This window comes from Nocardia sp. NPDC019395 (assembly GCF_040632335.1).
Taxonomy (GTDB): domain Bacteria; phylum Actinomycetota; class Actinomycetes; order Mycobacteriales; family Mycobacteriaceae; genus Nocardia.
On the sequence record NZ_JBEYBT010000001.1, the window covers coordinates 1,375,089 to 1,387,969 of the forward strand.

At 67.0% G+C, this 12,881-nt stretch carries 13 protein-coding genes; 7 read left to right on the plus strand and 6 right to left on the minus strand.

What is annotated here, in order from left to right; translation table 11 throughout:
* Positions 1-90: 90 nt before the first annotated feature.
* On the plus strand, positions 91-939 hold the full coding sequence (locus tag ABZ827_RS05725; protein WP_357233166.1) for an alpha/beta hydrolase: 849 nt from the start codon (positions 91-93) through the stop codon (positions 937-939).
* Here ABZ827_RS05725 and ABZ827_RS05730 read toward each other — a convergent pair.
* Together ABZ827_RS05730 and ABZ827_RS05735 are read right to left on the minus strand one after the other, a co-directional pair.
* Positions 911-2,140 (minus strand): macrolide family glycosyltransferase, encoded by a 1,230-nt coding sequence (locus tag ABZ827_RS05730; protein WP_357233168.1) that lies wholly within the window; start codon positions 2,138-2,140, stop codon positions 911-913. The genes ABZ827_RS05725 and ABZ827_RS05730 overlap by 29 nt on opposite strands.
* 573 nt (positions 2,141-2,713) lie before the next feature.
* On the minus strand, positions 2,714-3,214 hold the full coding sequence (locus tag ABZ827_RS05735) for a hypothetical protein (RefSeq protein WP_357233170.1): 501 nt from the start codon (positions 3,212-3,214) through the stop codon (positions 2,714-2,716).
* Positions 3,215-3,755: 541 nt separating this feature from the next.
* Here ABZ827_RS05735 and ABZ827_RS05740 point away from each other — a divergent pair.
* On the plus strand, positions 3,756-5,207 hold the full coding sequence (locus ABZ827_RS05740; RefSeq protein WP_357233172.1) for an amidase: 1,452 nt from the start codon (positions 3,756-3,758) through the stop codon (positions 5,205-5,207).
* 35 nt (positions 5,208-5,242) lie between these two features.
* Here ABZ827_RS05740 and ABZ827_RS05745 read toward each other — a convergent pair whose 3' ends face one another.
* Positions 5,243-6,439, minus strand: coding sequence for a site-specific integrase (locus tag ABZ827_RS05745; RefSeq protein WP_357233174.1), 1,197 nt, complete (start codon positions 6,437-6,439; stop codon positions 5,243-5,245).
* Positions 6,440-6,669: 230 nt separating this feature from the next.
* On the opposite strand from ABZ827_RS05745, the gene ABZ827_RS05750 reads away from it, so the two are divergent.
* The gene (locus ABZ827_RS05750) at positions 6,670-7,827 is read left to right on the plus strand and encodes a hypothetical protein (RefSeq protein WP_357233178.1); all 1,158 of its coding nucleotides are present in this window, start codon (positions 6,670-6,672) and stop codon (positions 7,825-7,827) included.
* A 136-nt stretch (positions 7,828-7,963) separates the two neighbouring features.
* Positions 7,964-8,323, plus strand: a complete 360-nt coding sequence (locus ABZ827_RS05755; RefSeq protein WP_357233179.1) for an MmcQ/YjbR family DNA-binding protein — start codon at positions 7,964-7,966, stop codon at positions 8,321-8,323.
* 42 nt (positions 8,324-8,365) lie between these two features.
* Here ABZ827_RS05755 and ABZ827_RS05760 read toward each other — a convergent pair whose 3' ends face one another.
* Positions 8,366-8,815: a MarR family transcriptional regulator gene (locus ABZ827_RS05760; RefSeq protein WP_357233181.1), complete on the minus strand. Its 450-nt coding sequence runs from the start codon at positions 8,813-8,815 to the stop codon at positions 8,366-8,368.
* 68 nt (positions 8,816-8,883) lie between these two features.
* On the opposite strand from ABZ827_RS05760, the gene ABZ827_RS05765 reads away from it, so the two are divergent.
* Together ABZ827_RS05765 and ABZ827_RS05770 are read left to right on the plus strand one after the other, a co-directional pair.
* Positions 8,884-9,552, plus strand: coding sequence for an NAD(P)H-dependent oxidoreductase (locus ABZ827_RS05765; RefSeq protein ID WP_357233183.1), 669 nt, complete (start codon positions 8,884-8,886; stop codon positions 9,550-9,552).
* A gap of 67 nt (positions 9,553-9,619) precedes the next feature.
* Positions 9,620-10,408 (plus strand): SDR family NAD(P)-dependent oxidoreductase, encoded by a 789-nt coding sequence (locus ABZ827_RS05770; protein ID WP_357233185.1) that lies wholly within the window; start codon positions 9,620-9,622, stop codon positions 10,406-10,408.
* A gap of 41 nt (positions 10,409-10,449) precedes the next feature.
* On the opposite strand, the gene ABZ827_RS05775 is transcribed toward ABZ827_RS05770, so the two are convergent.
* Both ABZ827_RS05775 and ABZ827_RS05780 read right to left on the minus strand, forming a co-directional pair.
* On the minus strand, positions 10,450-11,667 hold the full coding sequence (locus tag ABZ827_RS05775) for a TerC family protein (protein WP_357233187.1): 1,218 nt from the start codon (positions 11,665-11,667) through the stop codon (positions 10,450-10,452).
* A gap of 73 nt (positions 11,668-11,740) precedes the next feature.
* Positions 11,741-12,100 carry a DUF6191 domain-containing protein gene (locus ABZ827_RS05780; protein ID WP_357233189.1) on the minus strand — a complete coding sequence of 120 codons (360 nt, stop codon included), beginning with the start codon at positions 12,098-12,100 and terminating at the stop codon, positions 11,741-11,743.
* A 114-nt stretch (positions 12,101-12,214) separates the two neighbouring features.
* Here ABZ827_RS05780 and ABZ827_RS05785 point away from each other — a divergent pair, with 114 nt between their 5' ends.
* Positions 12,215-12,862, plus strand: coding sequence for a DUF308 domain-containing protein (locus ABZ827_RS05785; protein ID WP_357233191.1), 648 nt, complete (start codon positions 12,215-12,217; stop codon positions 12,860-12,862).
* Positions 12,863-12,881: the final 19 nt, after the last annotated feature.

Consider the following 12,881-nt stretch of genomic DNA (forward strand, 5'->3'; position numbering starts at 1 on the left):
CGTGATTGGACTCGTCCGGGCCGAGCCGGCCCGGACACTTATCTATACGGCTGTCTAGCACCTTCCTTCGGGATTGGCTAGCATGCAGCCATGCCGGAGGTCGAGGTGTACACAGCGCGCGTCGGGGAGTTCGATTTCGAGGTGCGGGTTCACCCGGGCAGGACTGTGGGCGGTGCCGATGTGCTTTTGCTGCACGGATTTCCGCAGAGCGCGGCGTCCTGGGAATTGGTATCGGACCGGCTGGGCGCACACGGAGTGCGTTCCTTCGCTCCCGAACAGCGCGGGTATTCACCGGGGGCTCGCCCGGGCGATATCGCGTCGTATCGTCTCCCCGAACTCCGCGCCGATATAGTCGGTCTCTGCGATGCGCTGGGGTTGGACCGGGTCCACCTGGTCGGCCACGATTGGGGCGCGATCGTGGCCTGGGATGTCGCGGCCCGGTATCCAGCCCGAGTGGCGTCGCTGACCGCGGTTTCCGTGCCGCATCCGGCGGCTTTCGCCTGGGCGCGGGAACACGATCCCGTACAGGCGGAGAGATCGGGATATATGTCGTTCTTCCAGCAGCCGGACGCGCCGGAGGAGTTGCTGCTGGCCGACGGATGCGCGGGTTTACGTGCGGGCTTCGGGGACGCGATACCGGCCGATCTGGTTGCGCGGCATATCGCCCGGCTGAGCGAGCCGGGGGCGATGACGGCGGCCTTGAACTGGTATCGGGCCGCCGGGGACTCCTGGAGTGCGGTACCCGATGTGCGGGTGCCGACGACTTTTGTGTGGAGTGATGCGGATCTGGCCGTCGCGCGGTCGGGGGTCGATGCCACCGCGGAGCATGTGACCGCGGACTACCGCCTGGTCGTTCTGGAAGGCGTGAGCCACTGGATTCCGGAGGAAGCGCCGGAATCGCTGGCACAAATCATTCTCGGGCGTATCGGCTCGCCGTGATCTCGTGACCGGACCCCGTGTGCGGGTCAGTGAGCATTTCTTCGATGAGGTCGGCGGCGCGCTGCGTTCCGCCCTCGGCGCGGGCGTCGGCGCGCAGCCGTGCCGACCTCGCGGCGACTTCGGGGTCGGATACCAGCTCGAGTAACGCGGTGCGCAGGGTTTCGGGTGTTGCGTCGCCGGTGTCGATGCGCTGGGCGACACCGAGTTCGACGAGCCGGTCGGCGTTGCCGAACTGTTCCGCGGCTTGCGGGACGGCGATCATCGGCATACCGGTGAACAGTCCTTCGCTGCTACCACCCATGCCGGCGTGGGTGACGAACGCGTCGGCCTGTTCGAGGATCGCGAGTTGCGGCACCCAGGAGTGCACCTCGACGTTGTCCGGGATATCGCCCAGTTCCGCACGGTCGGTGTATTTCCCGATCTGGAGCACCACGTGCCAGCCGGGAAGGTTTCCGAATGCTGCCAGGCAGCGGCGGTAGAACTCGGGCTGCCGGGTGTAGGCGGAGCCGAGGGAGATGAGGAGCACGTTGCCGGCGCCGTCGGGCCGGGTCCAGGTGTCTCGGGCGGCACGTTCGCCGAAGCAGGGTCCGACGAAGGTGACGGCGCCGGTGTCGACCTGTTCGGCGTGTGGTTGCATCGCGCGGGGTATGAGGGCCAGTACGCGGGCGGGTCTGCCGGAGAAGGTATCGACGTCGGTGGTCGTAGCGCCGGTGTCGGTCAGCCATTGGGCGAAGCGTTCGCGGTAGGTGTCGGCGCCGGGTAGTTGCCATAGTTGTGCGGCGATTTCGCTGTCGTAGCCGGACCAGGCGACGTAGGTCGGGGACAGTTGCAGGAGGGGCCGGTTCTGGGTTTCGGCGAGGGCGCGTGCGGCGTAGGCGCCTATGTCGTACAGGTAGAGGTCGGCAGGGTCGTGGTCGTATGCGGCCCGGAGTTGCGGTAAAGCCTGTATCGCGTTGTCCAGGAACAGGCTCATGGCGGCGATGGGGTCGTCGGGCCAGGTGTTGTCCTCGGTGGGCAGGGTGGAATCACAGGGGACGAGTTCGGCGCCGGTGGCGGTGATGAGGTCGGCGACGGCGGGTGTGTTGGCGTAGGTGACCCGGTGGCCGCGGGCCACGAGTTCGCGGATGATCTCGAGGCTGGGCAGGATATGGCTGACGGCGGGGACTCCGGCCATCGCGATATGGGCTGGGCGAGTGGACATGGGTGCCTCGTTTCAGGTCTACGGCGAGTGGCTCGCGGCCCGTATGCGGTGTGGGCTCGGGCGGACAGGTTTCGGTCGGGTGTGGTGCCGGCCTGTGTCAGCGGTAGATCTGAGGGAAGTACATTGGGCGAGTGTAGTTCGCCGGACGGTTGGGCGTCGGCAGGACCGGGGTCGACCGCGACACGCGGCAATTACCAAATGAGCAATTGTGAGCTGCGTGGATTGTCCGTAGCGGAATCCGCGGCGCGGCTGCGGCTGTGAGCTTGCGCGGACGCCGGTCGTCACATGAGCACATAGAGTGGCCTCTGCAGACCAGCTTGTTTTGTCCATACCGGCGCAACATGACCCGATGGCGGGGGGCGATGCCGCGGCCCGGTAACGGTATCGGGGTGGCGGCGCACCGGTTCACCGCCCAGTTCCCAGAACTGGCGGCCTCTGCTTATCTCTGTCGCGGTCGGCGTTCCGGAGTATTCGGTTCGTATTCACATAGGTGCGGGGCCCGGTGACTCTTACGAGTTCATCCGGGCCCCGCGGGAGCGTGCGGGGTCGCGGCCCCGCGAATGCTCGCTACGACTACATCTGGCGCACCTGCTGGCGCACCTGGTGCAGTTGCAGTTCCCACTGCATCGCGCGGTCCTGGGCCCGGTTGGACTGTTCCTCGGCCTGCTGGGCGAGCTGAGCGGCCTGATCGGACTGGTCCTGCGCCGACTGACAGCGCTGGTTGGCCTGGTTGGCTTCGCTCTGCGCCTGCTGGGCCTGGCTCTGGGCCCGGTCGGCTTCGCTCTGGGCCTGCTGAGCTTGGTTCTGGGCTTGCATTGCCTGCTGGCGGGCCTGTTGGGCCTGCTGGGCGGCCTGGTTGGCCTGGCTCTGCGCAACCTGGGACTGGTGCTGGACCTGCCGGGCCTGCTGTTGCACCTGCCGGGCGAGGTTCTGTGCCTGTTGGGCGTACTGCCGTGAGCTCTGTGCTTCTTGCCGGATCTCGTCCAGGCCTCGTCGCAACATCTCGAAGCTCTGGACTTCCTGACTGCTGCCGTTGCTGGTGCGGGTAGCAGCAGTACTGGTGTCTTGCGCCATCTGAGCATCCTTCCAAAGGGGGGTTTGAAACGGACTGACTCGTGGAGCGCTCATATCCTCGCACAATCCGGCCGCGGTGAACCCCTCGGATTTCGGCTGCTTTCGGCGGAATATCCGCTGGTCGGGCCGCCACTCGCGGTTATCGGACTCGACCACGGCGCGGGGGCGGCCGATGGGTGCGCCCCCGGTGCCGGGCGATGCCGGATCGAGATCGCACCGTCACGCTTGCCGGGCACACTCGGCATCCTCGAACCGGCATGACCCGGGGACTGGTGAGCTCGCGTAATCGACTGTCGGGAGTTCGCTGTGCCGACCATGGCGAAAGCATGCTGAGGATTGAGATATCTGTCCCGTTGCGCGACGCGGTGTTTCGTGTCCTGTGCTGAGGGAGTTGGCCCATTGCTGACGCTGTGACCTGGGGCGATCCGTCCTCGATGGCAGAACGAGTGCGTGACTTGACCGGTGCGGTGGTCGGTCCGACTTTCCCGTTGTGCAGCGCGGCATTTTATGTCCTCTGCGGCAGGTCAATAGCGTCGAATTCATGGAGTGGAATTTCGAGTCGGCCGAAGGGCTCGTAGCTGCCTTACGTGCCGGTGCGGTGACCTCGGTGGAACTGACCGACGAGGCGATTGCCCGTATCGAGCGGGACGATAAGGCGATCAACGCGATATGTGTGCCGGACTTCGATAATGCGCGAGTCGCCGCGCGCGCTGCCGACCGGGCGCGCGCCCGCGGCGAGGACCGGCCACTGCTCGGCATTCCGGTGACGGTCAAGGAGTCCTACGATATCGCCGGGCTGCCCACCACCTGGGGCATGCCGGCGCAGCGGGACTATGTGCCCGCCGAGGACGCGGTACAGGTGTCGCGGCTGAAGGCGGCCGGCGCGGTGGTGCTGGGTAAGACCAATGTGCCGTTGATGCTGCGAGATATCCAGAGTTTCAACGAGATCTACGGCACCACCAGCAATCCGTGGGATCATGGCCGCACGTCGGGTGGGTCGTCCGGCGGTTCGGCGGCGGCCCTGGCGTCCGGATTCGGTGCGCTGTCCATCGGCTCCGATCTCGCCGGCTCGCTGCGCACGCCCGCGCATTTCTGCGGTGTCTACGCGCATAAACCGACACTCGGGCTGGCGCCGACCCGCGGTATGGTCGCGCCGCCCGCACCGGCGTTGCCGGTCGACCTCGATCTCGCTGTTGCCGGTCCGATGGCGCGCACCGCCCGCGACCTCACGCTGCTGCTGGACGTGATGGCCGGACCGGACCCGCTGACCCACGGCGTCGCCTACGACATCGCACTGCCGCCCGCGCGCCATGAGCGGCTGGCGGACTTCCGTGTCCTGATCATGGAGGACCATCCGCTCATTCCGACCGGTTCGGCGGTGCGGGCGGGCGTGAACCGGGTCGCCGAGGCGCTCGTCGACGAGGGCGCCCGCGTCGAACGGCGCAGTCCGCTGCTGCCCGATCCTGCCGAAGCGGCGACGCTGTACATGCTGCTGATGTTGTCGAACGCCGCCGCAAGTCTTCCCGTCGACGTATACGAACAACTGCGGGTCCAGGCCGCCGCCCTGAGTGCGGACGACGGGGGTCTGGATGCGGCACGGCTGCGCGGCATGGTGCTGCGCCACCGCGACTGGGTCGAGGCGAACAACCGTCGTGAACTCCACCGCCGCGGCTGGCGGCGGCTTTTCGCCGAGTTCGATGCCGTGGTGTGCCCCATCACGCCCACTCCCGCCTTCCCGCACGACCACAGCGGCGGTCTGGATGATCGGCATATCGACATCGACGGCGTCGAGTACCCGTACTTCGACCAGCTGGTCTGGGCCGGTGTGGCCACGATGCCCGGTTTGCCTGCCACCGCTGTCCCCGCGGGCCGGTCGTCCGAGGGGCTGCCGGTGGGAGTGCAGCTCATCGGTCCGATGTTCGAGGACCGCACTCCGCTGCGGCTGGCCGAACTGCTCGAGCAGAAGATCGGCGGCTTCCAGGCACCGAAGTAGGGCGTACTCAGCGTGTCCGTCGGGACGGGGTTGATTCAGAGGCCGAGTTTGGTGACGGCGTTATCGGCGAGGGGGTCGGCGGTTCTGATGTAGCGGTGGACCGTGCGGGGGTTGCTCCACCGGCCCTGGCGCATGATCTCCCGGTCCGCGGCGCCGCCGAGCGCGGCCTGGGTGGCGAACCCGGCGCGCAGGGAGTGGCCGGAGAACAGTGCCGGGTCGAGTCCGGCCCGGGCGGCGTAGCGTTTGACGATTTCGGCGACGGCCCGCCCGGACAGGGCGGTATCGCCGAGTCCGCCGTGCCGGTTGATCGCGGGGAACAAGGGCTGGTCCGGGTCGAGCCGGGGGTCCGGGAGGTAGCCGTGGCAGCGATGGATATGGGTGTCGCCCCGGGGGATTTCGTCGATCCAGGCGCGGATGTTGCGCGGGTTCTCGGTGTGTGCTGCCAGCAGCCGCAGCCACTCGGCGCAGGCGCAGACGGGGCAGGTGTGTGCTTGTTTGCCGCGGGGGAGTGCGACGTGTTGTTCGGTTATGCCGGTCGGGTCGGTTTTGGTGGTGGGTAATTGGACGAGCAGTAGTGGCTCGCCGGTGCTGTGGTCGGTGCCGAATTGGATATCGGTGATGCGCAGCCCGGCGAGTTCGCTGCGGCGCAGTGCGCCGGCGAATCCGAGCAGGAGCAGCAGGGTGTCGCGGCGGCGGGCGGGTTCGCCGGGCCAGCCGGGTGCGGGTAGGCCGGTGAGTAATTCGCCGAGGGTGTGCAGCAGGATCGGTCGTTTCCGTTCGGGCCTGGTGCGGCGGGTGCGGCGGATACCGCGGAGGGTGAGCCGGACGACGTCGCTGCGAGTGGGCGCCGGGAGTCCGTTGGCGGCGTGGACGGCGGCTATGGCTGCGGATTTACGTTCCAGGGTGGCGGGGCTGTAGGCGTGGCGTCCGTCGGCGGTGCGGGCGTCGGCGGCGGCCGCGAGGTAGACGGCGACGTCGAGGGGGTCGGCGGGGAGGGCCTGGCGGTGTTCGCCGGCGCACCAGGCTGCCCAGGCGATCCAGTCGGTTCGGTAGGCGCGCAGTGTGTTGGGGGATTGGGAGGCGGTGAGGTAGCGGCCGAGTGCGGTGGCTTGTTCGCTGTCGAACCGTTCGCGCACGCTGCGCAGGGCGGCGGTGTCGACGAGGACGCTGGTGACGCCGCGGCGGAGTTCGGTGCGGACGGTGTCGGGCAGATCCACGGTGCGTTCGGCCACGGGCGCTCTCCTCGGTAATTAAGTCACACAATTCGTTTGGTTTGGCGCGACGTAACGAAACGTATTGTTCCGGAACGTATCTACCGCCAGCCTACTTCCCTAACCTCCGATAATGTTCACTTATCGGAGGTTAGAAATCCGGTGCCGGCACCGATAGGTAAATACCCACCCCGCCTTTTCGTTTCGTGTCGTTACGTTTGAAACGACGAAACCAACGCTACGATTCTCGGGTGCCGAGCACTTGTAACTACCCCGGATGCACTCAACCGATCCCACGCCCCACGGGCCCGGGCCGGCCGTCGGAATACTGCGAACGCCCCGACCACACTCGGTGGCGCGCCTGGCGGGAACGGCAACGGCTACAGCAGGACTCCGAACCCCCGGCGGATTCCGTCACCGTGACGCAGACCGGCCCGGTAACAGCGGCACGGCTCCGTGCGGACGAACTTCTCACTCAATTCCGCAGTTTGGCGGAGCAACTGGGTACCACGCTCACCGCGGCGGTAGGTGAAATGTCCACCCTCGCCGACCCCTCGGTCGCCGAGGCACAGGTCCAGGCCGTTCAAGCAGACGCCGCACGCCGGATCGCCGAAGCCGAAATGGCTGCCGCCGCCGCGGAACAGGCTCGTCGCGAGGCACAGGAGGCGCGACTGCGCGCGGAGGAAGCCGCGGACGACGCGGTGGCAACCGCGGAAACCGCGGATGCCCGGATCGCGGAGGCCCAGGCGGACACCGCCACCGCGGAAGCCGCGCGCGACGACGCATTGCGCGAGGTGGAGAAGATCACCACCCGGGCCGCGGACGAGGTGTTCGCGGCCCGGTGCGCGGCCGACGAAGAGATCCGTTCCGCGCGGCGTGAAACCACCGAGGAAATCGAACGGATTCGCGCCCAGTGCACCGAGGAGATCGCCGGTGCGCGCCGCGCCGCGCAGTCCGATATAGAACGGGCCGAACGCGATTGCGCGCAACAGGTGAAGGCGGCCGTTGCCGATCGTGATCTGGCCCTGCAGCGTGCGGCCGATACCGAACGTGCCCTGGAGCGAGCTGAACGGTCGGCAGCGGAACGCGCGGAGACCGCCCGCGAGGCACGGTCGGAACTGCAACGGCTACGAACCGACTACGACTCCATACGCAGCGAACTCGCCGAAACCCGGCAGTCGGCAGCCGCGGACCTGGTGTCCGCCCGCACCGAGGCGGATTCCCGGGTGGATAAGGCACGTACGGAGGCGGCGGAGCGTATCGAAGCACTCGATCAAGCGCGCGCCCAGATCCTGATGCGCGCCGAACGCGCCGAACGGCAACTCGATGCGTTGATGGAGGCAAGGAACATTCGCGATTCAGCGATCGGTGAGCAGTCTTCTCCGATAGCTACGGCCACCGGGGAGTAGACGACGGTCTCCGTCCGGCTCGGTCCGGGTCGAATGCTGGGGCATCGGACGGACCCCGGAGAAGGTGTCATGGCCGCCCCCGGCGCACCGTACTCGGCCGGGCGCTCGAAGAGGTTCTGCGCGCTACCGTGACCGTATGGCCCAGGATCCGCTGCCGCAATTGCGCCGGTTGTGCACCGCACTGCCGGAGACCTCCGAACGGCTCAGCCACGGTGAGCCCACCTGGTTCATTCGCGGTAAGAAAACCTTTGTCACCTACTCCGACCATCATCACGACGATCGGCTGGGTTTCTGGTGCGCGGCCCCGCCGGGGGCGCAGGAGGCGATGGTCGCGGCCGAACCGGACCGGTTCTTCCGTCCGCCGTATGTCGGGCACCGTGGCTGGCTGGGTGTGTATCTGGATGTCCCGGTCGACTGGTCGGAGATCGGCGAAATCGTCATCGAGGCCTATCGCACTGTTGCGCCCAAGACTTTGGTGGCCCGCCTGGACGGCTGATGCGATTCGCTGACGCCCCGTTCTGACCACGCTCTCCCGTGATCACGGTTCACCGATCCCTTGCAGCAGATTCATGAGTTGCCGGCGTTCGGCCGCGCTGAGCCGACCCGTTATCACGGTTTCGGCGTCGCGCCACGCGGCTCGCACCGGCTCGACTGCCTGTTCTCCTTTTGTGGACAGGCGCAGTCGAATGACTCGCCGGTCGGAATCGTCGTGGGTCCGCTCCACGAAGCCGGAACGCTCCATTCGGCTGATGGTCTTGGCGATCGTGGGCTGCTCGATTCCCATGCGCTCTACCAGCGCGGCCTGCGTCGACCCGGGGTTCTCGTGGAGGTCGACCACGATGAGCTCTTGGCCGGGATGCAGCCCTAACCGGGCAAGCCGATGCGTCAGATCGGCCCGATGTGCACGTGCGACGAGTGCGAGGGCGTAGCCGATGGGACCTATGCCGCGAGCGATGTCGCGGCCTGATCCTGGTCGAGGCAGTTCCATAGTCGACTATTATACAGTCGGCTATCATATAGTCGGCTATGTAATGTATTTCGAAGATCGGAGATACCGTGGCACATCTGCTGCATATCGACTCCAGTGCCAGGAGGGCGTCCTTCTCCCGCGAAGTCGCCGGAGTGTTCGCCGCCGAGTGGCGCATCGGACACCCCGGTGGGGACTACACCTACCGGGATCTGGGTGCCGATCCCGTACCGCCGGTCGACGAGGCTCGCACCGAGATCGCGATCCAGGCATCCGCAACAGGGATCCGCAAGCTGGCCGATATGTCCAGCGCGGTGCGAACCCCGGCGCAGGAGAGAAGCTGGGCGGTGAGCCGGCCGCTGATCGAGGAACTACTGGCGGCAGACGTGCTGCTGATCGCGAGCCCGATGTACAACTTCTCACTTCCCTCGACACTCAAGGCGTGGATCGACCAGATTTCCTTCCCCTGGCTGCCGCTGGCCGGGCGGACCGCGGTCGTGGTCACCGCCAGGGGTGGCTCGTACGCGCCGGAAACACCACGTGCGGCCCACGACCATCAGGAGCCCTACCTGCGGGCCTACTTCGAGACACTCGGTATCGCGGATCTGCATTTCATCCATACGGAACTGACCAACGCACGACACGTCCCGTTCCTGGCCGAGTTCGAACACGCGCATCAGGCGTCGCGGGCCGCCGCGTTGGAAGCCGCTGCCGCGCTCGCCACCTCGATCGGACGACCACTGCAACCGTCGAGCTGAGCCGACTCCTGCGACAACTTTCGAGCGGGCGCTCACGAGCCCGGGAAACACTGGAAATCGGAGAAAAATGGATACAGGAATGAAGGGCCGCGTGGTCCTGGTGACCGGAGCCTCCAAAGGCATCGGCGCTGCCACTGCTCGCGCGTTCGGGGCCGAGCAGGCCCGGGTGGCGATCACCTACCACACCGACCGCGCGGGCGCGGAGATGGTGGCCTCGTCGGTCGAGGCGACCGGCGGAGAGGCAATGGTCGTGCCGTTGCGGCTCGCCGATGCCGCCACCGCTGCCGCGGCGGTGGGCGCGGTCACCGAGCACTGGGGCGATATCGACGTTCTCGTCGCCAACGCGGTCGACTGGGGTGGGGACGCCCCGCCCGACCCCAGCGTTCGGTTCGAGGATGTGCCACTCGACCACTGGCACAGGATGATCGGCGCCAACCTGATCGGCACCGTGGCGGTTCTCCGATCGGTGCTGCCGGGAATGCGCAGGAACGGCTGGGGGCGCATAGTACTGATCTCCTCCAGCGTGGCCGAGGAAGGGATCCCCGGACCCGGCCCCTACGGCACGGCCAAATCCAGCCTGTACGGCCTATCCCGCAGTCTCGCCTGGGAAGGCGGCCGGGACGGCATTCTCGTCAACGTCGTCGCCCCCGGGTTCACCCTCACCGAAACCAGAGCGGCGTTTCCCGACGCCGTGATCGCCGAGCTGGCCGCGGGCACCCCGACACGGCGACTGTCCGATCCCGACGATGTCGCCCGCCTGATCGTGTTCCTGGGATCTGACAGCAACCGCAACCTCACCGGAGAAGTCCTCCGAGAGGGATCCTCCGCCGCACGCGCCGCACACGCAGGCGGCTAGCGCGTCGGGAGCAGCCGAAACCGCCTCTCGCCGCGAGGCGGTCACATGCGCAGGGGTAGCCCGGCCTCCATCCGCGCGACGCGGTCGGCGTGCACGATATGCGAGCGTTCGAGCAACGCGACCAGTTCCGTTTCGCCTTCCCGGATGCGTCGCCGGTATTTGGCCGGCAGGCCGGTGATGGTTTTCTCTTCTTCCAGCATCTGAGCGTAGGTGCGTTCGCGGAGGCGCTGGTCGGCTTCGTAGCCGAGATCGAGGTAGCGGGTGGCGTGGCGGCGCGCGTTGGCGACCGCGGTCTGCGCGCGGCCGGCCGGGCTGAGCAGCGAGGCGGCGACCGTGATCAGCAGGATCAGCACGATCAGGGCCAGTGACAGGCCGGTGGAGATTTCGGTGACCGGCACCGGGTCGCCGTGGTTGATGAACGGGACATTGTTCTCGTGCAGAGCGTGCAGAACGAGTTTGACCCCGATGAGGGCCAGGACCGCGGCCAGGCCGAAGCTGAGGTAGATCAGGCGGTCCAGCAGGCCTTCGAGCAGGAAGAACAGTTGACGCAGGCCGAGCAGGGAGAACGCGGTCGCGGTGAACACGATGAACACGTTCTGGGTGAGCCCGAATATGGCGGGTATGGAATCGAGGGCGAACAGGACGTCGGTGCCGCCGATGGCGACCATGGCAAGCAGCATCGGCGTCATATGCCGGCGGCCGTCGACCACGGTGAAGAGTTTGTCGCCGTCGTAGTTGTCGCTGGTGCGCAGGAACCGGCGGGCCAGCCGCAGCACGAAATTGTCGGCGGCATGGCTGTCCTCACCTTCCGGTTTGAGCATATTGCCGGCGGTGATCAGCAGCGCGGCACCGAATATGTAGAAGACCCAGGCGAACCTGCTGATGAGTGTGGCGCCGACGAAGATGAATCCGGTGCGCACCACCAGGGAGAACACGATCCCGACGAGCAGTACCTTCTGCTGCGCGGCACTGGGTACCCGGAAGGTCGTCATGAGGATGAGGAAGACGAACAGGTTGTCGACCGAGAGCGCTTTTTCGGTGATGTACCCGGCGAAGTACTCGACTCCCATGGTGGTCCCGCCGAACCCCCAGACCGCGAACCCGAACGCCACCGCGACGCCGATATAGGCGGCGGACCAGACAGCGGCTTCTTTGAGGGACGGGGTGTGCGCACTGCGGACGTGGAAGAAGAAGTCGAACAGCAACAGCCCGGCGATCAGGGCGAGGGTGCACACCCACACCAGTGCGGGAACGGTCACGACGGCCCTCCTGACTGGTGCCCCCGATATACGTCTCGGTGCGACCTTAGTGCCGGATCCGCTCGCCGGGACGTTACTGCGCGGGCGGTGTCGCCGCGCCGCCGCCGGGTTCGGTGTGGGCGGCAGCGCGTATGGTGACCCGGTTCGCGGCCGGATCGTAGGCCGGCAGCGGCGGCGCCCCGTCGGATTCGTCTTCGCGATGCATCAGGCTGTGCCTGCGCTGTTCGAATTCGATATGTTTCGACCCTTGGAACACCGCGGCGACTTCTTCGAAACCGGTGGCGGCGACCGGGCGTGTGCGGCGGGCCGGGTTGCCGCGATTCCAGGGCAGCAGGCGCACGCCGGTCAGTCGGTTGACGAGGACCTCGGCGAAGGCGAGCCCGATCAACAGGCAGACCAGCCCGGGCAGAGTCATCGCCCACACAATTCCCACGGATGGATTGTAGGCCGCCGCGGGAGGTCGGTCTCCGGGCCCGACAGGCGGTGGTGAACGGGTATTGACGGCAACCATTGGGCAATCGATGGAGTGTACCCATATCATTCAGCTATGCCGACCTACGAGGAAGCGGGTGCTACTCCGGTGTTCGGTCCTGGAGTGCGCCAGACTGTGCTGGCGATGGGGGTCTGCTCGGTGGTGATCGGGGTCGCCACGGTCACCTGGCCCGATAAATCGCTGGGAGCGGTGGGCAATCTGTTCATGTTCTCGCTCCTCTGCAGTGCTGTCTCGTTGGCGACGGTGGCCTTCGGTAGTCGTCTGGGTCGTTTTCCGCGGGCTCTGCTGCTGCTCGCGGCGGTGGTATCGCTGGTGACGGCGACCCTGTGCTTCCGGGCGGGTAACTGGACACTGCTGCTGGCGATGTGGCTGGGGCTGGCGTGGTCGGTGCGGGGAGTCGCTCACGCGGTGGCCGGTGTGTGGGACGACGACGAGGTGACCGGCCGCGGGAAGCAGGAGCTGTTCGGTCTGGTGACGTTGACGGCCGGTTTGGTGATCGCGATCGCCCCGTTCGACAGTATCGAGATGCTGGCCGCGGTGGCGGGCTGCGGTATGACGGTGTTCGGCGCTCTGGAGGTGTGGACGGCGCTGCGGTCACCGCTGGCGGTGCGGTCCGCGGACTCGGAGGTACTGACTCCGGACCAGCACCTGACCTCGGTGATCGCCAGTGCGGGAGGTTCCGGGGGACGCGCCTCCGACTGAACCGCCGGATCGCTCCCGG